The 21,320-nt window shown below is 38.4% G+C and carries 16 protein-coding genes; 10 read left to right on the top strand and 6 right to left on the bottom strand.

Going from position 1 to position 21,320, the window contains the following annotated elements:
- The first annotated feature begins 55 nt into the window (after nt 1–55).
- Complete coding sequence (locus CH352_RS00955; RefSeq protein ID WP_100733501.1) at nt 56–1,375, top strand: transposase; 1,320 nt, start codon at nt 56–58, stop codon at nt 1,373–1,375.
- Here the strand turns inward: CH352_RS00955 and CH352_RS00960 are convergent.
- Nucleotides 1,271–1,666, bottom strand: coding sequence for a TetR/AcrR family transcriptional regulator (locus tag CH352_RS00960; RefSeq protein WP_244283356.1), 396 nt, complete (start codon nt 1,664–1,666; stop codon nt 1,271–1,273). The genes CH352_RS00955 and CH352_RS00960 overlap by 105 nt on opposite strands.
- Nucleotides 1,667–2,186: 520 nt before the next feature.
- On the opposite strand from CH352_RS00960, the gene CH352_RS19110 reads away from it, so the two are divergent.
- Complete coding sequence (locus CH352_RS19110; protein ID WP_243396303.1) at nt 2,187–2,720, top strand: hypothetical protein; 534 nt, start codon at nt 2,187–2,189, stop codon at nt 2,718–2,720.
- Between the two features lie 27 nt (nt 2,721–2,747).
- Here CH352_RS19110 and CH352_RS00970 read toward each other — a convergent pair whose 3' ends face one another.
- The 3 genes from CH352_RS00970 to murB form a co-directional block, all read right to left on the bottom strand.
- Nucleotides 2,748–3,659 carry a histidine kinase N-terminal 7TM domain-containing protein gene (locus tag CH352_RS00970; protein WP_100706572.1) on the bottom strand — a complete coding sequence of 304 codons (912 nt, stop codon included), beginning with the start codon at nt 3,657–3,659 and terminating at the stop codon, nt 2,748–2,750.
- 179 nt (nt 3,660–3,838) lie between these two features.
- Entirely contained in the window at nt 3,839–4,420 is a 582-nt protein-coding gene (locus CH352_RS00975) for a TetR/AcrR family transcriptional regulator (protein WP_100706571.1), read from the bottom strand.
- Nucleotides 4,421–4,435: 15 nt separating this feature from the next.
- Nucleotides 4,436–5,389 carry a UDP-N-acetylmuramate dehydrogenase gene (murB, locus tag CH352_RS00980; protein WP_100706613.1) on the bottom strand — a complete coding sequence of 318 codons (954 nt, stop codon included), beginning with the start codon at nt 5,387–5,389 and terminating at the stop codon, nt 4,436–4,438.
- A 112-nt stretch (nt 5,390–5,501) separates the two neighbouring features.
- Here murB and CH352_RS19200 point away from each other — a divergent pair, with 112 nt between their 5' ends.
- Complete coding sequence (locus tag CH352_RS19200; RefSeq protein ID WP_279305031.1) at nt 5,502–5,627, top strand: hypothetical protein; 126 nt, start codon at nt 5,502–5,504, stop codon at nt 5,625–5,627.
- A gap of 32 nt (nt 5,628–5,659) precedes the next feature.
- Here the strand turns inward: CH352_RS19200 and hflX are convergent, their stop codons facing one another.
- A complete protein-coding gene (gene hflX / locus CH352_RS00985) occupies nt 5,660–7,330 on the bottom strand; it encodes a GTPase HflX (protein ID WP_341476371.1) in 1,671 nt (556 codons plus the stop codon).
- Between the two features lie 336 nt (nt 7,331–7,666).
- On the opposite strand from hflX, the gene CH352_RS00990 reads away from it, so the two are divergent.
- The 7 genes from CH352_RS00990 (at nt 7,667) to CH352_RS01020 (ending at nt 15,310) form a co-directional block, all read left to right on the top strand.
- Nucleotides 7,667–8,980 carry a HEAT repeat domain-containing protein gene (locus CH352_RS00990; protein ID WP_243396302.1) on the top strand — a complete coding sequence of 438 codons (1,314 nt, stop codon included), beginning with the start codon at nt 7,667–7,669 and terminating at the stop codon, nt 8,978–8,980.
- A gap of 18 nt (nt 8,981–8,998) precedes the next feature.
- Nucleotides 8,999–9,778 carry an inositol monophosphatase family protein gene (locus CH352_RS00995; RefSeq protein ID WP_100706569.1) on the top strand — a complete coding sequence of 260 codons (780 nt, stop codon included), beginning with the start codon at nt 8,999–9,001 and terminating at the stop codon, nt 9,776–9,778.
- Between the two features lie 15 nt (nt 9,779–9,793).
- Complete coding sequence (locus CH352_RS01000; RefSeq protein ID WP_100706568.1) at nt 9,794–10,495, top strand: MgtC/SapB family protein; 702 nt, start codon at nt 9,794–9,796, stop codon at nt 10,493–10,495.
- Nucleotides 10,496–10,633: 138 nt separating this feature from the next.
- Nucleotides 10,634–11,557, top strand: coding sequence for a hypothetical protein (locus CH352_RS01005; RefSeq protein ID WP_100706567.1), 924 nt, complete (start codon nt 10,634–10,636; stop codon nt 11,555–11,557).
- Nucleotides 11,558–11,899 carry an STAS domain-containing protein gene (locus CH352_RS01010; RefSeq protein WP_086447289.1) on the top strand — a complete coding sequence of 114 codons (342 nt, stop codon included), beginning with the start codon at nt 11,558–11,560 and terminating at the stop codon, nt 11,897–11,899.
- Between the two features lie 8 nt (nt 11,900–11,907).
- Nucleotides 11,908–12,327 carry an ATP-binding protein gene (locus CH352_RS01015; RefSeq protein WP_100706611.1) on the top strand — a complete coding sequence of 140 codons (420 nt, stop codon included), beginning with the start codon at nt 11,908–11,910 and terminating at the stop codon, nt 12,325–12,327.
- Between the two features lie 4 nt (nt 12,328–12,331).
- Nucleotides 12,332–15,310 carry a PP2C family protein-serine/threonine phosphatase gene (locus tag CH352_RS01020; RefSeq protein WP_100706566.1) on the top strand — a complete coding sequence of 993 codons (2,979 nt, stop codon included), beginning with the start codon at nt 12,332–12,334 and terminating at the stop codon, nt 15,308–15,310.
- Nucleotides 15,311–15,415: 105 nt separating this feature from the next.
- Here the strand turns inward: CH352_RS01020 and CH352_RS01025 are convergent, their stop codons facing one another.
- Entirely contained in the window at nt 15,416–21,316 is a 5,901-nt protein-coding gene (locus CH352_RS01025) for a carboxyl transferase domain-containing protein (RefSeq protein ID WP_100706565.1), read from the bottom strand.
- Between the last annotated feature and the right edge of the window lie 4 nt (nt 21,317–21,320).

The following is a 21,320-nucleotide window of genomic DNA, read 5'->3' on the forward strand; positions in this document are numbered from 1 at the left end:
GACAAAAGTCTCCACATATGTATATATTCTGCATCTAATTTTTGAGAGGTAACAGATGCAGCAGACTCTTTTAAAACCAGAAATTTATTTAGAAAATGAAGTTTCTAATAGTATATACAGAAAATCTGAAACTTGGTCGGAATTAGGCATATCTCTAAGGTTGAATCCTAACAAACCTTCAAAATATTTAACTTTAGTAACTGAAGAGAGTAGGGTAGAAGGTAAAAAGAATACAGAGCGCAATCCTAAGAATTTAAGAAAACATCTCTCCTCTATTAGACTGTCTAGAAAGCTTCAATCAGGTATTGACACAGACTTCTATGAAAAAATAACTAAAAAGTTCTTAGATGATTTCTATCCAAAGAAATGTAATAACCCTTCTTGCGAAGAAAGAATATTAGATAAAGAAATCTCTACTAGACCAGATATAATTCGCTGTAGTAAATGCCACCGACAACAGTCTCGTCTTAGTTATACACCTTTAATGGGATTGAAACTACCTCTATATATGTTCGGAGTAGTATTCCATGAATCTTTTTTACAGTTTCCTAAAGTTATTACAGCTACAGAGATTTCTAAAAGACTTGGAATAGAATATAAGAGTGCATTAAAACTAAAGAGAAGATTCCAGTTATTCTGTTCTGATCATTTACCAAAATATAAAGTTCTTACTTATAGAGCTTTAGAAGAGGAATACAAGGGTTTTAAACTTAATCCTGATACAGAAACAGATGTAGCTCCTAAAATGGGCTTAAAACCCTATGTATCGGCTGATGCTTGCGTTTTATACAGTGCTAGTCAGAGAGCTAATAAAGGTAGATCTAGATACAGATATGGTGGATTAACTAGTTCTATATTTCTTAGTCCTAAGCTTGGTGGTAAGCAAGTCGGAACATTGGTTCATGGTATTTGTATACAAAATGGTCCAGCTTTCTTTGAGAGTGTTTCAGATACTAAAGCTAATACAATAGGACCACTGTTAGTAGAACAAATTCCTTATAGTGTACCGCTTTTTACAGATTCTGGTTATCCTTGGCTTTATAATATTTATAAGAATCATAGATCTGTAAACCACTCAGCAAAAAGTAGTGAAGCGAGATACAAACTAGCTAGGAATCGATTCTGTAAACTATCAGTTCATAATCAGGTAATCGAAGGAAGTTTTAGATTATTAAAGTCATCCTTTAGTAGTTACTGTTATATAAAACCTGAATATAGTAAGTTATACTTGGATGAATTTAGTTTTATTAAGACTTCTAAGTTTTTTGGATTAGATTGTATTACTGAGAGGTGTTTCGGATCTCAATTTTCCTGGGAGGGACGATCTACCGGAGCAAGGGAAGCGACGGTGGTGAGGATAGGACAGGAAAAATGAGATCCGAAATGCTTCGTTGAAAAGATGATCCTTGTTCCGGAAGTGGCGATACATAGTCCCAACTCCAACTTTTGCATGAGCAGAAATTTCAGGGATCCTTGTTTCGAAAAACCCTCTTTCTGCAAATAACTTAAGAGCAGAACGTATGATTTTCTCTTTGGACTCATCCTGTTTCTTATTTAGCTTCTCTTCCTGAGGTTCTTTGTGTGATTCGTATATGGGATCCTGATCGGGCGTGAGCTCGGGATCTGTGGAAATATCTAGGGTTTCTATCACGGGACTATTTTCCATTCCGGTAACCTTTTCAAATTTTTCTTAACTGGTCCATTTGCTTTTAAGAGTTTACTGAGTTCAGCATTTAGAGTTTCTGTTTTTTCTCTTTAGCGCTGATCCATTTCTTTTTGAGGAACCAGAGGTGCGGATTTAACCATTAGAAAATTTGAATACTTAAATCAATAACGGGAAAATATATAATTTTCCTATTATTAGTATGCAGTACCGAATTAACAATATACCGGGTTTATATTCTTCGAAAAATAATAAATAATTCAATTTTGCAGATTGAATTATTTAGAACAAAGATTGTAATAATCCGAGGATTTATAACATTAGTTTTCCGGAACCGGCATTCTAAACCTATAGTAACAAATCAAAAAATAGATAACTAAACTGAAATTTGGCGACAGTAGTTATAAATATTGATAAGATTTGCTCGCACCAACAAGTTTCATCTCGGTTCTATAAAAGGTACAAAATACACGTAATCAAGTAAAAAAAAGTACAAAATGTACTTTTTATCTAAGGTTCAAAAATGAAGAAAGTTAAGGACCCTGAAACATTAAAATCCTCTCGGGCCCTAGGATCTGAAGGTAAACGGCTGTTATACGCAGTACAGCAATATGGGATACAGCGAGCTGTGGAAAAAGTAAAGATTACTCAGCACACGTTTCAAAGATGGGCCCGAAACGATGATAAAATAGAGGAATTAATTTTAAATGAGCTCTTAATTCAGCTAGGAATATCAAAAATCTACATAAAGACCGGCAAAGGGCTCTGGCAGGCTAGCACGGAAGAACAGATTTCAATTTTTGGCGACCAAGTGGCTGATCTTGTTAAGTCCCAAAAAGTAAAAGAAGACGTTCAAATGAGAAGGGTTATTGATTTAGCCTTGAAATTGGAGTTAACTGACAAAGAACTGATAATCAATTTGTGTCATAAGCTTCTGCAAGAAAAGAAAAATAAGGATTTACGATCGGCAATTTCGCTGACTATGAATTTACCTCGATCCTCTTATGAACTAGCATATAAACAATTATTGAGCTTAGAAAAAAAAGTATACGATTGATTAAAAGTACGGCTTTCTTTTGTAGATCTAATTAAAAAATAATTTTGTTATCTTTTCAGAAGCCTCCGCTAAATATTCAATTGGTGAAACTTTGCCCAATAAGAGGCGCTGAATGCCGGACATTTGAATATGTTTAAGTTCTTCCGCTTTTAATTTTTCGTATCTGTCGCAGATTTCTTTGTATCCGATTGGATCGATTTTATTTAACAGATATCGATTAATTGTTATAACAATTGAAGAAATTCTAGGACTTCTAAGATCTTTCCCGAAATCCTCTATGTCTACGTTAAACAATCTGTACTTTGTAACAGGTATCCAACTAAACCATAGGAAAAAAATTAATCCGATGGCCAAAATTGAATTATGGACCAATTCTTTTGAGGAGCTGAATAAGAGAAACCCGATGGAGAATAGACAGGAGAATAAAATTCCCGTAAAAAGATAAATAGAATGAAGTTTTTCGAAATAATTTCCTTTGAACATATTATAAATGATCCTGCCCATTCCCCAAACAAGTGCAGTATAAATATAAAATATAGAAAGATTATAGATTAAGCCACCTTGAAAATAAAATGAAGATCCATTGAATGAAAATGGGGATTCTATCTTCAGAACAAATAATATCGAAAATAGAATAATTGCAACGATATGGGCTATTGCAAAGCGATATGGGATCGGCGTTAAGTTATTTGGATTTGAATAGTTTCGAATAATATAGTTCACTAAATATGGAATGAAAAGAGGAGGAATTGGAATTAAATGCACTATGATTAATTTAAATTCAAGATTTAGTCCTGATTCTAAGCAGAATAACAATATTGACCATAAGGCCATTAAAGAAGCAATTGAAGTGAAGGCTAAAGAGAGCTTTCGTCTGTCAGATTTAATATAAAAAAATATCGCTGAGCAAAGAAGAGCTAAAGAAGGTGCTACGGACAAACGATTTCTCCCAGCTATCTATCATTTATATAAGCATATTAGAAAGAGATGTTATTTGAGAAATGATAAATTGGGATTTTAAGAATACATAATGTGGAATATTGTTTCCGCTTTCATTAAGAATCTGGCTTGGAAGGATTCTTATTTCTTAAGGAATAAATTTTAGAATAGCGGAGTGCTTATTTTGCCAATGCTTTCCAGAGAGTTAGGCCGGAAGCTTGTAATGTCTCAGCGGAAAGGCGGATATAACCACCCTTGGCCATCTTCACCATTCCTACAAAACTTCCATAACATAAGGAAACAAGCTCCATGGAACCAAGGTCAGATTTGATATCTCCTTTGGCTTTTGCTTGTTCTAAGAATGTACAAATGAACTCCATAGTTTGAGAAGTTGCCTTCTTGCTTGCCTGGTCCAAATAAGGAGAATGGTAGTGTAATTCTAAAAACTCAAAAGCTTCCGGGTAACGGTGATAGAAGGTTGCGAGTGCCTTCCATAAATGAACGAATAAGTCCTTGGATTTTGCTTTTTCAGGATAATTTTCTGCAAGAGTTTCTCTTAATTTGTTTTTCCAGAAACGATAGAGTTCGTTTACCAATTCTTCTTTATTCTTATAATATCTATATATAGTTCCGGCACCTATACCTGCATCTTTGGCTAGATCCGGTATAGGAGTTCCTTCAAAACCTTTTTCGGTGAATAACCTTAAGGCAGAGGTTAGTATTCTTTCTTTTTTATCTTCAGGATCTCGAACTACTGGCATTTGGTTTTCCTGGAATTAAGGAATGGAACCGAAGTATTCCACTTCTCTTTGTAATATGACACCGGTTTCTTTTTCCACTTTTTCTTGGACGGTATTTACAAGTCCATATACATCGGAGGCCTTTGCTCCTCCAGTATTCACTATAAAATTACAATGCTCCGGAGAGATTTGAGCCCCACCTATTTGTAAACCTCTCAGGCCTACCTTGTCTATAAATTGCCAAGCTTTGATCTCTTTTCCTTGTTCGTCGAATATCTTAGGGTTTTTGAACATGGAACCGGCACTTTTTTTGTTCTGAGGTTGAGAAGAATTTCGTTTATCTCTTTTTTCTTTGAGAGAAGCTTCAATTTCCTCTAAATTTCCCGGTTTCAATTTAATTAGAATGGAAAGAATAATAGAATCTTTCCTTTTTAAGAATTCGGTGAATCGATAGCCGTGTTCTATCTCGGAAGGTTTTCTTTTGAGAACTTCTCCGTTTCTTAAGAATTCCACTTCTTGGATGAGATCGAAAAGTTCTCCTCCATAACATCCTGCATTTTGGATGACTGCTCCGCCTGTCCAACCTGGGATCGTGCTTAAAAATTCTGCGCCTGTATATCCCTTCTGAGAGATTTGTCGGAACACTGGAGTTGTATTCGTTGCGGCTCCCACTTGGAAGAAACCTTCTTCCATTTCTTTGTATTCTTTAAATCCACCGGAAAGCTTTAAGATCACAAAATCATTCGGATGATCTGAGATTAAAATATTGGTGCCGCCTCCGAGTATCTTCCAAGGCAGGTCCAGCTTTTTGAATAAGGATAGAGTTTCCAGGATTTGTTCCTGGGTTTCAGGTTCGACCATTATGGGAGATATTCCTCCGATCTTAAAGGAGCAATGAACGCTCAAATCCTGATTTTCCCGGTAGGGTAGACCGGAATTTTCCAGGGAATTCTTTAGTTCTCGGATCTGTATTTCGGAAAGAATGGCCACTTTATTCAAGTTTCCCCGTTTGGATCTAGGAGCAAGAAAAAAGTCTAAGGCTTAAAAAAGGCTTATGAGAAGAGTAAGTCGGTCCGAACATTCTTGTAGGGGCCGAAAGAATATGTTTTATTTGCTCTTGCAATCCGTGTATCAAGATTATATCACCGGAAGATCGGACAGGGAAACTTATATCAATTCTGTGATCCGATTGGCTATGGACCAGGAAAAATTAGCCGGTCTTGTTTAACGCCAACCTAGTGTAAAACGTCCAAACCTGCGTTAAACATAGGTTTTTTCCGTTTCCTCTTCCAATTCTTCATCTTCTTCCCAAAGTTTAGTGCTAGAAAGTTTTGCCTCAGCTTGCGAGTATATTCTCTCTTCTATTCGATTTAACAGAGTGTTTAATCCAAATCCCTGGGTGGCGGATACATAGATCGTGTCCAGATCCGCTTCTCTTAGAAGTTCGTTTCTAACTTCTTCCGGTAGTCCATCTATTTTGTTGAATACTAAGATCCTAGGAATATCGGATAGATTCAAATCTTCTAATATAGTTTCGACTGCTTCCATTTGTTGTCTGAATTCAGGATTGGAAACATCCACCACATGGACTAAAAGATCGGAATCTCCCAATTCTTCCAGAGTCGCTTTAAATGCGTTAGAAAGTTCAGGGGGAAGATCGTGGATAAATCCCACAGTATCGGAAATGATGATCTCTCTTTCTTCCGGGAAACGTATCCTTCTGGATGTTGGATCTAATGTTGCAAATAACTTGTCTTCGGATAATACGGAAGAATTTGTCATCGCATTCAGTAGAGTGGACTTTCCTGCGTTTGTATAACCAACGATACCGCAAACAGGGATTTCGTTTTTCTTACGTCTTCTTCTTGCGATCTCTCTTCGTTTTTTCAAGGACTTAAGTTCTTGTTCTAGTCTGGAAATTCTTTCTTCTACCCTACGTTTTCCGATCTCGAGTTTTGTTTCTCCAGGTCCTCTTCCTCCGATTCCCCCGGTGAGCCTGGACATATTATCATCCAACTCGGAAAGTCTTCCTTTCAGATATTTTAATTGTGCAAGTTCTACTTGGAGTTTACCGTCTCTGCTTGTTGCATTTCTTGCAAAAATATCCAAGATCAATTGGGTCCTATCTAAAACTTTTAGATCCGCATAATCTGAGATCTTCTTTGCTTGAGAAGGAGACAATTCAAGATCGAATACTAACAGTTCTACTTGTTTCTGGATTGCTTTTAATACGATCTCTTCTAATTTACCTTTTCCTAATACAGTAGAAGGATCTAAACGATTTTTTCTTTGGATGAATGAATCAACGACGTGGACTCCTGCTGTTCTGCATAGTTCCTTTAATTCTTGGATGGATTGTGCAGGAGGGCGTATCCGATTGTTCTCCGGATATACACCTACTAAAAAGGCTCTGTTTTCTTTTTGAGCACCTTTTAGATTCTTACGATATCTGGTCATTCTTCCTTCGATTTCCAGAATATCGTCTAGGATACCTTCTTCTAATTGTCCCGGAACTTTTTTAGGAAGAATAACCCAAGGCTCTCCTTCTTCGTCTTCCGGATTTACATGTGCGGAATAATAAGACCTAGGAAGGCCCTTTTCGTCCATTGTAATTGCAGTTATATAATCTAAACGTAATAAAGCTAAGTCTGTAAGATCTTCCTGGTTCAGACTTTCCTCTTTGAGATGGCTATGTACTAGTCTTAAACCTCGCAACCTAGCTTCGGATGTCCTGATACGATCCAACCAAGGGATATCTATGGAACTATCCGATCCCACGATCACGTGAGTTACGTAACCATTTCTATCGATTAGGATCCCGATTTGTCTGCTGATTTCGAAGGAAAGTTCTGTGAGTGTTCTGGAAACTTCGGGTGTGATAATCACGTTTTCCCGAATTCTACGCTCGGAGAGTTTTTTGAGTCTTTGGATCTGATTGGACTTGAGTCCGGAAAGGTTTCCGCTGAGCTTACTGATAAATTTGCCTCTTCTCTAAGAATTAGACGGTACCATTTCTCAAAAGGAGAGTCAAGCAGTTCCGATCGTAAAAAAGCGTTAGAAGATCGAATTCTATAGATATAAAGGTATAGAAGACAAATCTATATCCTGTTCTGGAAAGAAATTATTACTTTTATGGTTACATTACTTGTAATCGAGGATTTCGGCCTAAAAAAAGGTAAACGCACGATAACGGATGGTCGAAAAAAAGAATAGAGGCTAGCACAAGGAAATGTTTCTTGGACACAGGCTTGCTTTTCGATTAAAAGAATGTTTTCCCTATTGAATTTCAGATTTTTATTTCCAGGCTTATTATTGATGGCCGCCCTTGCAGTCTGGTTTTCACCCGTTTTCGCTCAAACTCCTGAAGATACTAATAATACTTCCGATGTAGGAAATAGTTCTTCGGAGACCGAGGATCCTTCTTCTTCCGACGACCAAGAAACTAATAAGAAAAAACCTAAAAAGCCCGTCTTGGATCCTGAATCCAAACGTTATAATGATCTTTTAAAAACAGGTTTATTGAAGGTTTTTGAAGCTGAAGCTACATACAATTATGCCAGATTAAAGCATTTCGGACTGACCCATCCAATTCCAAGAGTTAGGGCAGCAGCAGCTTTGGCTTTGGGAAGATTGAAAAGCCCGGTAGGAGTTAAGATCCTTCATAAGATGATAGATCGTGATGGAGAATGGGTACGTCAGGCGGCATATAAGGGACTCGCAGACATAGGTTCCAGAAGTTCATTAGATTATTTTTATATAGGCGCTAAGTCATCGGACAGGGAGATCAGAGTAGCTTCTTTCCGGGGAATGGGTAAAACATTAGATCCTGGTGCAAGGGAAGTTCTATTAAAAAAAGGTCTTAAATCCGATGATAAGGAAATCGTAAAGGCAACTCTTTTAGGTCTCGGGTATTACCAAGTTCCTGAAGACCTTCGCATATTTATAGATTATCTGAATTCAGAAGACGAAGAATTCCAAAAAGCTGCAGTGGAAGCTCTGGGAAGGCATAAGACCAGGACTTCCATGAAAATTTTGGAGGATTCTTTCAAAGATAAGACGAATTTGAGAAATCAGATCCTAGATACTTTGACAGAACAGAAAAATTCGTTTGCGATCTTTGCATTATTAAGAATTTTGAATGCTAATGCTGATTCGGAAAGTATAGTAAACGAGATCAGCGCTAGACTGTATAAGCTAAAAGCTGTCGGAAAATATATGACTATTATTTCCGATAATACTCCTCTCTTAAGAGAGCCTTATGTAGGAGCACCTAAAATCCGTGATTTGGAAGCCGGGGAAGTAGGTAAGGTAATCAGTAAACACTCGGTAGCATATATTATTCCGATCGAAGGCCAGAGGATTGAAGACTTTTATTATAAGGTTTTGGTAAATACCAAATATAAGGACGCATTTACTGAAACAGTCCAAGGTTGGGTATTTGGAAAATATATCCAAATCAGAACTATTTCCATGCCTAAGGAAGAAAAAGAAAAGAAGAAGAAACCGAAAAGGCCTTCTATCCTGGATGATATGGAAACTTCCGAGCCGGCTCCTAATACACAAACAGAAAATCCGAATTAACGGCTTTCTGTTTTTAGAATGACCGATCTTTCTAAAATTTTATCCGTTTTCAAATTTGCATCTAAATCTGCCGGAATAGAGATCTTAAAATTATTCGGAAAAGAATCCGAATTCGATCTGAAAGATCCGATGCAGGTTTTAACCCAAGCAGACTTGGATTCCCATCGAGTTCTAGAGGAAATTCTCAAAAAAGAATTTCCCGGAGTTCCTTTAGTAATGGAAGAGCAGAATAATTCGGAACCTCTTCCTAAAACTTTTATCGTATGCGACGAGTTAGACGGAACGACTTTGTTTTCCAGAGGTATCAAAGAGTTCAGCGTAATTTTATCTTATGTGGAAAATGGATCTCCAAAAGTAGGATGTATTTATTTTCCAGCCTTGGATACTTATCTTACCTCGCAGAGAGGAGAAGGCACTTTTATCAATGATAGAAAGATCCTGCTGAAACAAGGAGGAAGTCTGGATCGTTCCGTTCTTTCGCTTGAGATCAATAATACTTTCCAAGACGAGGACTATCGTTGGATAACAAGCGCCAGTAAAAATACTTTAGCGACTCGTGCGCTAGCCGCCACCGGTGCAGGATTTTTAGAATTATTAGAAGGCAAGACGGATCTATTCATGAACTTAAGCGGAGCCAAGATCTGGGACTTTGCTGCCGGAGTTCTTGCGCTGGAAGAAGCAGGCGGGGTCGCTCTGGATAAAGCGGGAGATCCTTTAAAATGGGATAAGATCCACATGTCTGCCTTATTAAGTAGAGATCCGGATTTTCTAAAAGAAGTTTACCGACTGAAACCTTAGATCATTCCTTGGAATATGCAGGAATTTCTAACCATTTTGGATTCTAAAACGATCGATACCATCACGGTAAGCATTCGGGTGGCTTTGATCATTCTTTTTGCTGGCGCGGTAGGCTGGAACAGAGAAGGCAAAAATCACGGGGCCGGTTTTAGGACCCATATTTTGATCGGTCTTGCTTCTACTGTCTTGATGTTATTATCCATTTTTATTCCGGAATTTTATTCAGTAGTGGGCGGAGATCCTTCTAGGATTGCTGCTCAGGTGGTTTCCGGAGTCGGTTTTTTATGCGCGGGTGCAATCATGAAATTCGGACTGACTGTGAAAGGATTGAATACTGCCGCTTCTATCTGGATTGTATCTGCGATCGGTTTGCTTGTTGGTGCAGGTTTATACTATGCAGGATTTTTAACCACCGTTGCTACTTTGATCATTCTAGTCCTATTCGATTTGGTGGAAGAAAGGTATTTTGGAAAATACGAATATAAGGTTTTGATCCTGGACCTGAAACAGAAAAAATTTCATCGAAAAGGGTTTAAAGAATTATTATTAAGAAATAAGTTAAGATTGGTTTCAGAATCTTTTATGCAAGATTATCAAACTAAGAACGCCCAGATCAAACTTACGATCGCTATGCCTCGAGATTTTGAGATTCTAAAGATTGTGGACGAATTCAGAAATTTAGCGGATGTCATAAAAATCAGTATCGAATCGACTTAAATAGAATTTGTTACAATTCTGAAATCCATTTATAGTTCGTCGTAAAATTATGTCCTATTACTTTCTTCCGGAATCTATTCGAATTTCGGAATTTGCTATGCTTTTTAAGACCTTATAAAATGATTCTGACCTGGGAATATGGCCGAAAAAAGAACATCGATCCCCTCGGATCTCGCACAGGAACTTGTAAAAATCATCCGACTTCTTGCCATGTCCGGCAAAAAGAATTTTAAAAAGTATCTATACGATCCGTTTATCTATGCGGGTTGGGAGAAGGAAAAATCTCATTCTGCACTTGCAGCAAGTAAGATGATTGATAAGATCCAAGAAGATTCTAATAATCCTTCTTATCTGCATACGATCCCTCATCAATGCAAACGTTTGATCTCTCAAGCAATTATAGAAAGTCTCTCCGCTTTAGGTGACTCTTGTATTTTCTTTTTGGAAAGGATACAGGAGACGGGAAGTGTAGCTGTTTCTCCGGAAGCTTTGGAATTTATAGCCGTATTAGAAAAACCTCTAAAAGAGTTCGAAAAAGTCACTAGTAGTAATAACGAAAAACTCTTTGAAGATTCGATTAAGAATTTTTCTAAAGAAGAATTAAAGTCCGCATTTGAACCGGTAAAATTGGATGGAACCAGGCAAAAGGTATATCTAGATACTGAAGTGCATACTTTATATCAACAAATACTTTCCGCAGCAAAGGTAAATAACCTGGTTCGTTGCAAAAAACTACTTTCCAGATACATAATTAACTACAGCGACTCGGAAACATATAGCGAACAAGAGGTGGAAAATCTTTTAGATGCATTAGGAAAACGTGAAGTTGGATTTAAGGAAACTTTAAGAGATTCTCTCGCCATAGAACTTTACTTTTCAATAACAAAAGGTATATTAGAAGGAAACGCTAAGAAGGCGATCCAAGGTATTCGGAAATACGCTCATATTTTCGAAGGGGATCCGAATACTAAGTATTACTACGAAATAGACTCCTTAGAAAGAAAATTATACGGAATCATCCAAGCGAAGGATTTAATGAAAGAATTAAGGAAGGGTGTGTAAATGGCGAACCTGACATTTAACGAAAAAGTGGACGGAAGTAAATTGATCCTCACAGTCGCAGGAGAGATCGATGCTAAAACTGCTCCGGATCTAAAAATCAAATTGGAAGCGGCAGTAGGAAACGGGATCAAAACGATCATCTGCGATTGTTCCGCCCTTACTTATATCGCTTCTGCAGGGATAGGTGTTTTGAACTCCATCCAAAAATTTCTGAAGGAAAAATCGGGCGAGATCGTTTTTTGCAGCCTTAAAAAGGAAGTAAAGGATACGATGGAACTGATGTATTTCACCAAAAAGGTGAGAGTATTTCCTTCTTTAAATGACGCGTTAGGCGGGGTTTGAATCCTCTGATGGATTCCTCTCCGGAAAAAATCCTATATTACTCCGTCGATCTGGATGAACTTTCTAAAATTCGGGGAGAGGTCCGCGAATTTTTAGGAGAAGAATGTTCGGATATAGTAAAGGGCAGGATCGTATTCTGTCTAGATGAAGCTATGACTAATGTAATAGAACATGGGTTTACGGAACCGGACTCTTCTAAAATTGAATTAAGAATGAAAAAGAACAAAGGAAGCTGGAAGTTCTCCATCCTGGACCAAGGTATTCCTTTCGATCCCACCAAAGAAAAAAGCGAAACCTGGAAGGAATTATATGAAAGCGGGGCTGACGGAGGTTTCGGATTACGTTCCATTAAAAAGATAATGGTCGTACGTTACCAACGTCTCAAAAATCCTTCGCGCAACAAACTCACTCTGATCCATACGAGATAATAAGATGATTAAAAATAAATTCTTAAGAGCGGTTCTTCCTGGCATCCGGGCAAAACTTTCTTTTTTTACGGCCGCATTGGTCATCTCTATATTAGGTTTTACTTCTATAATACATTATTCCCAGCAGACAAAAGCTTTAGAAGAGAAGTTAGAGTCAGAGCTAAAGGCTCCTTTGGAATATGTGAACTCGGTCGTTTTGGATCTTGAGAATCTGAGCCGAAGTATGATCCTGATAGAAGAATTCAAGGTCAGAGTAAAAGAGAAGAAGAAACAACTCAGTAAGTTCAAAAGGACAGTTGTCCAAAAGGAAGGCGGGTTCTTCGGAGCATTAAAAGCTCTCGGCCAATCCATCGGTTTGAACGTTAAAAGGGGAAATGTTTATAAATCTGTAGATACTTATTTTACAAGATATCTTTCTGAAAAAGAGATCCAAGAATTCGAATCCAAGGTTCGTAACGAATTAAGAAAAGAGAATGGAGCTCCGATTGACGCTCCAGTTTATGAAAAGATCAGATCCATTGCGGAAAAAACAGCTCTTGCCAGGATCAGTGCAGAAACTTCTAAGATCAGAATAGAAGAAATTACGGAAGAAGTTAAATTTTTAGATGCGGAACTGGCAAAGCCTGATTTAGACCCTAAAAAGAAAAAAGCTTATCTTACAGATAAGGATAAATTGGAGAAGGAACGAAAGGCTGCAGAAAAAGCGATCCCGGATGGTGAGAAAAGGGCTGCATCAGGAGAGACTGCGTTAACAAAAGCGCTCCAGAATTTTTTCAGAGGATCTTTTAAAGATCGGATTTCTTCTTTGGGACTTCTTCCGGATAAAATTAGAATTTTAGCATATGATAGAGTCGGTAAAGAAACCTTGGATACGGGTTTACTATTCTCTCAAAGTTCGGAGACAGGAAAAAAATTACTTACCCAGACTGATTTTACTGAAAGCCGCAAGGGTCTTTTTGGAGACACGGATGTATTGGAAGTTATCCAAAACAAATCCGAACCGGAAAGTTATGAAGTAGGCGGAAGACAATACGAAGTAGTATATCGTCCTGTTTTCAGGAATCCAAGTACAGCGGAAAGATCCAGATCCATGGCAGAAGAGATCGCGGAAAATCCAAAAGATTGGGCAAAGTATATAGAGGAAGATCGGAAAATTTCCGCAGAGATTGCGGAGATCTCCCAGAGATTAAAAGCGCGAATGTCGGAACTCCGCAAGGACGGAAAGGCTAAACCTTCTTCAGATAAAGAATTTAAAAATCTCGCTCTGGCTTATAGACAGATGCTTAAAAAAAGAGACACTAAGTTAGAGCAACTTCAGCCTTACGGTTCTGTATTTGAGAAGAATGAGAAAAAATGGAATGATGACCATAAATCTCTAAAAGACAAGATCGCAAACACTTCTAAAGAAATTCTCGAATGGGAGAAGATGTTGAAATTCCCTCCTAAAGAAGGAGAGAATAAAACTTCTCCGGAAGAGATCCAAGAAAAGATCCGAGTCTTAGAATCTCAGGGAGAAGAATATAAGGATTCTTTAATCCGTTTAGAATCTACTAAAGGCGACTGGGGAAACTCCTATGAGCATAAAGCGGAAGACGCATTTTTCGGTTTGAGGGAAGCTGCACTTGAAGATTTCACTTTTATTCCTTTTAAAACGGGGCCTGCAGGTATCAGAAGATATTATAAGGACGAAAATGAAAGAAAGTCCGTTAAGATCAAATGGAGACTTTTGAGAGAATGGGTCCTTTCCGGAAATTCCGAAACGGAACTTCCCAAAACTCCTAAGGGCATTGCTTGGGATTCGGGAATTCTAGTCCGGAGCAGAAGCGAGGCAGAAGAAGTAATGTGGGCCTTGGATTCTACTCCTCTTGTGGCACCTGGAGAAGAAGAAGGTAAAGGACTCGTTTATGACCTTCTCCGCAAAGACTTATTAGGATATAATATTATTCTAATAGATAGGACCGAAGGTATTCGCCAAATGAAATCCAATCGAGAAGAGATGATCCGATACACCGGTATAATCGGGACCATCGCAATTCTTTTAGCTTACGGTTTGGCTTGGTTTGTAGTCCGCAGGATCAGGGTTATCAGTAAAAACGCTGAATCAATTGGAGAAGGTAATCTGAATGTGGAATTTCCTCCTGCAGGGTATGACGAGATCGGCGTCTTAAGCGAATCACTAAACGACATGGTTCATGGTTTGAAGGAAAGAGAAGAGATGAAGGGAGAACTTCTGGCCGCAGAAGAGATCCAAAAACGACTTCTTCCTGAAAAACTTCCTTCTAGCTTAAATGACTACGTAGAATTCGGAGCATTTTATAAGGCTATGACCGGGGTAGGCGGGGATTATTACGATTTTATTGAATTAGGTGGAGGAAAGATTGCGATCTGTATCGGCGATGTTTCCAACCACGGAGTAGGTCCCGCGATCGTGATGGCTCTTTTCAGGGCTCAGATCCGTGCAATTCTTCGAAAGGGAGAAAGAGATCTTAAGAAGATCTTACTCGAAGCAAATGGGTATTTATATGAAGATACTCCTGATCATATTTTTATCACATTCTTCTTAGCGATCTTTGATTCTAACACTTCCAGATTGGAATATATTTCTGCAGGCCATATGAAACCTTTATTCTTTGATGCTTCCGACGGAAAGATCAAAGAACTTCCTGCAGGTGGTCTGCCTATCGGTATGGATGAAAATTCTTTCTTTGAAACTACAATAGAAAGAAGGGCTTTAACCTTGGATTCTGGAGATGTTTTCTTTGAATATACAGATGGGTTAGACGAAGCAAGAAGTCCTAACTCTGACATGTATAGTCGAGAAAGACTTGCAAAACTTTTGCATGCGAATGGAGAAAAACGTCCGGAAGAGTTGATCAAGGTCATCGTTACGGATGTGGAATCTCATACGCAACAAGATTTAAGTGCAACGGGGTTTTCTAAACTTTCTGACGATATTGCGATGATCGCGATCCGAAAAAGATAGAAGATCCTGGATTTCAGTTGTAGGAAGACTTCGCCGCGAAGTGCGAAGTACCAACTTGCGATTTAATAGCGCGCTGTTGGAATTCCTACAGACTGATTTTTCAAACTAAGGTAGAATGAGATCTTTCCAATCTTCTCCCTGGTTTTGAGGGCAGAGATATACTTCTCCGTCGGAATATTTGTTTTTATTTTTTTTCCAAATAGAAAGCTTAAGATCCGCTTCTTCTAAGCCTTTTTTTAAAACGTCTCTTAGTTCGGAAATAGATCCGAAGGTTCCATCTAGGACCCCGGTATTCTTTGCATCAAAATCAGCTCTGGATTTTTTGGTAAAAGATTCGAAAAATTCTTTTTGAATAGATTCAATTTCTTGAATATTCCCTTCTTTTCTGAGAGTTGAGACTTTTGCTCCTTGGAATAGATCGAATGCAGAGTTTCCTCCCATCACTGCAAGAGTCGCTTCCGCTAAAGAATAGTATGCGATCCCAGGTCTTAAAAATCCACTGAATGCATGGATCTGTCTTCCCCCGTAATTCTGTCTTAATACAATGGAGACTACTGGAATTTCGGAGAGAACGTTTACATCCAAGGATTCTCCTCCGATTTGTTGTATTCTTGCTCTTTCTTGTTTCGTGCCCGGAACAAAACCTGGAGCATCAGAAATCATTAATATAGGAATGGAATGTTTGTTTGCAAACTCTGTAAATATTCTGAATTTTTCGGTTCCTGGTGCGTCAGGAGAACCTCCTCCTTTCGGCTGATCTGCGATGATCGCAACGGTTCTTCCTTGTATTCTTCCTAGTCCGGTGATCAGGCTGGATCCAGGGTCCCATTCTCCGAATTCTAAGAAAGTATTCTCGTCCAAAATTTTCCGAACGATTTCTTCTTTCATATCGTATGAAACCGTAATCTCTTTAGGAAGTTTGATCTCGCCTTTACCTGCTGGAGAATTGTCGATCTTTCTATGATTTAACAAATGGAAGAATTCTCTAATGATCTCATAAGCTTCCGATTCGCTTTTAGAAGTGAATGTTGCCCATCTCTTTTTATTCGAAAATTCTTTGCGGGCAGAGGGTTTACTTTTTTCATTCGGCTCTAAAAGTAGCCAGACATCTGCGCTCGAAGCGAGTTCTGAAACCCTAAGTCCTTCCGGATTTTTTACGAAATGTAAGCAAGCTCCTTTAAAGTTTTGTAATTCTTTTTGAAAGTCTCTTCTCGGCCTTAAGGAATCATAGTCATCTAAATGTGAACTTCTGAACCATTTACTTCCGTAGACCAAAAGTAAACTTGCGCCCGTCTTTTCTGCGATCCGAATTGATTCTTTCGCTTTTATGATACATGGTAGAGAGTGAAATCCATCGTTGGTCCTTGGGCCCATGGATAGCACAGAAGTTTCTCCCAATCGAATGAATCCGGAAACTAAGGATCCTGAACCGGAATAGTTTTCTTTGATTGGTAAAAAGAATCCACTTTCAGAGTGATGAATTAGCTCGTTTTCATCTAAAACATTCCAATTTTCTGATATGACTCTTTGATTTTTTTCTATCGAGGGAAGTTTACATCCCAACAAAGAGTCTTGTATCCTTCTGATGATCCAGATGAGCTGGATCTTATCGTTAGCTACAAAATCCACAGTACCTGTGGCTTGGCCCATAATTTTAGCGCCACCAATCTCGTAATTTGTGAATTTCTCACCGGTTACTGATTCGATCACTGAGGATCCTGTTAAGACTCGATATGATTCATCTTCATTTAAGAGGACTTGCAAGGATGCTTGGGAAGAACCATAAACATCAAGTCCTGTAGATGAACCTGTTCCGACTGCGACTGTAAAACAAAAGTTAGGTTTATCTTCGGAATTATATTTTCTGAATTCTGATCCGTATTTTTTTTCAGTTTCGGAACAAACTTCTTTTAACACAAGATCTGAATGTGATTCGATTGCAGCTCTGAATTCGGATGCTTTCAAGCCAGTACTTAAAAGTGAATTCATGAAAAAACCTTCTGCGGCTCTGTTTAAAGAAACCATTCCTTCTTTGATATTGGCTCCTGCTCCGTCGTTCCAGATATATAAAGGAATATCTTTTCGGTAGGCGTAGTAAGCTGCTGCTATATATTTTCTTCCTTCTAAATCTCCCGTTGCTCCGCCAGCCACTCTGGAATCTTTAAAAAAACATAATGCAGGTTTTCCACCGATTTTTCCCTCGAATATTTTTGCTCCTGGAATATAGATCTCTTCTTTGCCCGTCTTAGGATTTTTTCTGAGAAGTCCGTCTGTTCCAGGGATTGTGATCTCTTTTGTTGAGTCCGTATCGAATACTTTCGAAACCCAGCATTCCAAAGGCCATTTTCCCTTTTGGAAAACTGTCAGATCTTTTGGATCTGTTCCAGTGCAGTAAGGAAATCTTGGATCGTTCGGATGGGCAATGTCCATTCTAAGCTTTCCATCTTTAAAGAAAAAGGAAAGTGTAACTGTTTTTTCAGTATTTTCGGGAAGGAAATCCATTGTGAATTGGCTGTATAATCCGTGTAAGAAGAATCGCAGAACAGAACCTGCTGATTCCATTATATTATTATAATTGAATACTTCTTCTTCGTTGGAGCCCGGATCGAATTTTACTTTGAATCCGGAGACAAGTACCTCTAATCTGAAAAAATCCGCTTTTTTGAATATTTGGGAACCTTGTAAAATACAGGCTCCTATTTTCGCAGTTGTTTCTAAATCGAATCTGGACGTTTCTTTTTCCGGTTTGGCACTTAAGGTGGAGAAGAGTATGTATTGTTTTTCTTTTTCTGTCTCCAGGAAATACAAAAAATGTCCGTGACTAGGGGAGAATAATCTTTTGATATTTCCTTGGGTTTGCCAATATTCTAGTTTTTTTCTAATTTGAGAAGTTAGAGACTCATCAAAGTTCTCCGGAACTAACTGTAAGTTTTCCGAGAAAGATCTTTTGAATTTTTCTTCTAAGACTTCGGGTCTTTCTTCAGATACGGAGGACCAAGGAGATTTTAGAAAACGTACATAATCGAATACATGTTTTCTGGAAATGGTGGCGTCTCCCCCTTTAAATTTTTGCGGACGATTTCCTCTGGAATTTAATATTCTTCTAACCGTTTTTTCGAGTGAACTTTCCTTCTCCCTTTCCTCTAAATACAAGATCCCGTTTAATGCAAGATCTATGGACGGGGTAGGTGGAGCGTAAATGGAAAGTATCTCCAAAAGTTTTGCGACTAGTTCTTTTCCTTCTCTAAGATTTGCATAAGCTTTTACTAAAAATATAAACGCATCTTTTTGGCTCTTCGTTCTTCTAAGAGGACTCCAGGGTTTTATTCCATAGTAATGAAATGCATTCGATAAAAGTTTCTTTGTGGTCTTAGGTGGATTATATCCTTCTGTATCCCATTCAGAAAGCGCTCTTTGTATCTCTCCATAGTGGGAAAATTTTGTTCCAGGATCGGATGAAAATATTCTTCTCACTAACACGTGGAATTTCAAAATTTCTATGTAAAAGTTTCCCCAAAGGCGATTTTCCGAATCGGATAACTTTACAAATTCGAAATTGGAAAGTAGAGAATTTATTTTCTCTACAGCATCTTGTTCTCTAAAGGTTCCGAGTATCCAAGATTTTAATAAAATTCGAAGATCGGAACTTGAAATTTTTTCTAAAGGAGGAAACTTAAATTTGGTATCCGTTTCAATAGAAGGCCAGACTTCCCATATGGATCCGCTTAAAATATTAATATTTTCTAATTCTTTTTTGGATTCTGTTTTTTGTTCTGTTTCTACTTTCGCGAGTATTTCCCCTTCGCTGAGCCCTTTTCCTAAAACCATCCCGGAAGCGGTTATCCCACGAACTAATTTGCTCTTATCTCCATGTTCTAATAGGTAGGAAAGTTTTCCTCCGACAGGTGTAGTTAGAACTGTTTCCATTTTCATTGCGGAAATGATTAAGATTGGATCTCCTTCTTGGATAATTTCTCCCTCTTTCCAAATCTCGTTCGTTCGAGGATTATTGCAGATCTTAACGAATGTTCCTTGGAAGGGAGAACGTAATATTCCTTCGTTGGATATATTATTCTTATTATCTTTGGAAAGAATGGAGAATCGGAGGTATCTGAGTTTTCCTTGTTTGTCCGGAAATCTCACTAAATGGAAAGAAGGCCTGCGATCTACTCGAACAGGGATTGTCCTGCCTGCAAATTCTACTAAAAATTCTTCTCCTAATTCTCCTCGGACGGAAACTCCGATAGTTCCGAAATCTTTTCCATTCAGTAAAATTCGGTAACCGGCAATTGAAGTGCGGAATAAACGTGTCTTGTACGTTTTGGTTTCCGATCTTAATTCAAATTCATAAAGAGAATATTCCGATTCTTGGGAATGAAGTAATTTTGGGAGGTCTCTATCTCTAAAGGATCGTTTGAGGTCATTCTCGGTTATAAAAACGCATTCAGCAAGAGAACAGATGATCGCTCCTTCTTCTTCAGATTCTTTTTCCGTTTTTGTTAGCTCCTCATTATTAGATAAAATTAAATTATCATATTCCCCTGAACGAAAAAGATCATGTCTTATCAGTTTGAGCAATTGTTCAATATTTGTTGTGATCCCACGGATATATAGATCCGATAGTGCCCTTTCCATTCTGAGTAGGGCCTCTTCTCTCGTGGTTCCGGTAGTGATCAATTTTCCGATCATAGGATCATAATCGCCTAATACTCTATCACCTTTTCTGAATCCGAAATCACAACGCACTCCATTAAATGTAGGCAGCTCTAGATCTTTTATTTTTCCCGGAGAAGGCGAGTAATTTTGAAATGGATCTTCTGCGTAGATCCTGCATTGGATAGAATGATTTCTGTCAGAGAACCTTCTTTTGATCACCGAGTCGTAAGGGATCTCTTCCTCTCTTCTATCGAAAAATAAAATTTGCCATTTGGCCAGATCGATCCCGAGAGATTGATCCGTCACAGGATATTCTACCTGCAATCTGGTATTCATTTCTAAAAATCCGAAATTTCCCGTTTCGCAATCTAGTAGGAACTCCACGGTCCCGGCAGCGCATCCTTCTGAGTAACCCGAGATATGAGCGATCTTTTCCGCAGAGGATAATAATTGTAATAAGGTTCTATCGTCTAAAAAAGTTTCTCCGCTTTCTTCCACTACTTTTTGGTTTCTTCTTTGGACTGCACATTTTCGAATTCCAACGGCAGTAGAGTTGAAAATTTGAACTTCGAAGTGAGCAGGTCTCTCTACATATTTTTCAAAGAAGAAGGTCCCGTTTCCGTAGGATTGGATGCCGATCCGAACAGTGCTCTCTATTGCGGGAATTAGTTCTTCGGAATTTCTAACAATGACCATTCCTTTACCGCCACCGCCGCTATCCAATTTGATCATGAGTGGATAGCCGACCTTCTCAGCTTCTTGGATTGCGATCTTTGTTTCGCCGGTGATCGGTCCGCTTCCTAATAAAAGAGGGATCCCATTCTCTAACGCTAATTTTCTAGCGTCCAGTTTGTTCCCCACCTTTCTCATAACGGAAGCCTTTGGTCCCATGAATATTATATTTTTTTTATATATTAGGGAGACTTCTTCCAAAGATTCTACAAATTTGAAGTCTTCGGACAAAAACCCGTATCCTGGATACACTGCATTTGAATCTGAAAGTAGCGCTGCGGCTATTATTGTCTGAGAATTCGTATATTTTTCTGAACTTCCAATGTATATGATCTCGTCTGCGGATTCATACCACGATTGTTCTTTGTCAGGGTCTGTTACTACTGCAACTGAGCGGATACCTTCTTCTCTTAAGGCTAAAAAGAATCTTTTAGCGATTTCTCCTCTGTTTGCGATCAATACCTTTTTTAGGATCCCCTTTCTTTCCGGCAAAATTTCCTTTTTTTCGGAACGCCCAGGGTTTAGAATTTTTAATTCTCTTATAACGGAATCAATTTCAGGAATACTTAATATACCTTTTGTAAATGAGTCTGGCTCTGGTTTTCTTGTGGGTATCATTCGC

Source organism: Leptospira hartskeerlii, assembly GCF_002811475.1.
Classification (GTDB): domain Bacteria; phylum Spirochaetota; class Leptospiria; order Leptospirales; family Leptospiraceae; genus Leptospira_B; species Leptospira_B hartskeerlii.

Coding starts and splice junctions, on each gene's coding strand:
- CH352_RS00995 (WP_100706569.1), top strand. CDS start 8,999: ATGACCGATCTTTCTAAAATTTTATCCGTTTTCAAATTTGCATCTAAA.
- CH352_RS01025 (WP_100706565.1), bottom strand. CDS start 21,316: ATGATACCCACAAGAAAACCAGAGCCAGACTCATTTACAAAAGGTATA.
- CH352_RS00990 (WP_243396302.1), top strand. CDS start 7,667: ATGTTTTCCCTATTGAATTTCAGATTTTTATTTCCAGGCTTATTATTG.
- CH352_RS00975 (WP_100706571.1), bottom strand. CDS start 4,420: ATGCCAGTAGTTCGAGATCCTGAAGATAAAAAAGAAAGAATACTAACC.
- CH352_RS01020 (WP_100706566.1), top strand. CDS start 12,332: ATGATTAAAAATAAATTCTTAAGAGCGGTTCTTCCTGGCATCCGGGCA.
- CH352_RS19200 (WP_279305031.1), top strand. CDS start 5,502: ATGTTTTATTTGCTCTTGCAATCCGTGTATCAAGATTATATCACCGGA.
- CH352_RS00955 (WP_100733501.1), top strand. CDS start 56: ATGCAGCAGACTCTTTTAAAACCAGAAATTTATTTAGAAAATGAAGTT.
- CH352_RS19110 (WP_243396303.1), top strand. CDS start 2,187: ATGAAGAAAGTTAAGGACCCTGAAACATTAAAATCCTCTCGGGCCCTA.
- CH352_RS01010 (WP_086447289.1), top strand. CDS start 11,558: ATGGCGAACCTGACATTTAACGAAAAAGTGGACGGAAGTAAATTGATC.
- CH352_RS01000 (WP_100706568.1), top strand. CDS start 9,794: ATGCAGGAATTTCTAACCATTTTGGATTCTAAAACGATCGATACCATC.
- CH352_RS01015 (WP_100706611.1), top strand. CDS start 11,908: ATGGATTCCTCTCCGGAAAAAATCCTATATTACTCCGTCGATCTGGAT.
- CH352_RS01005 (WP_100706567.1), top strand. CDS start 10,634: ATGGCCGAAAAAAGAACATCGATCCCCTCGGATCTCGCACAGGAACTT.
- CH352_RS00960 (WP_244283356.1), bottom strand. CDS start 1,666: ATGGAAAATAGTCCCGTGATAGAAACCCTAGATATTTCCACAGATCCC.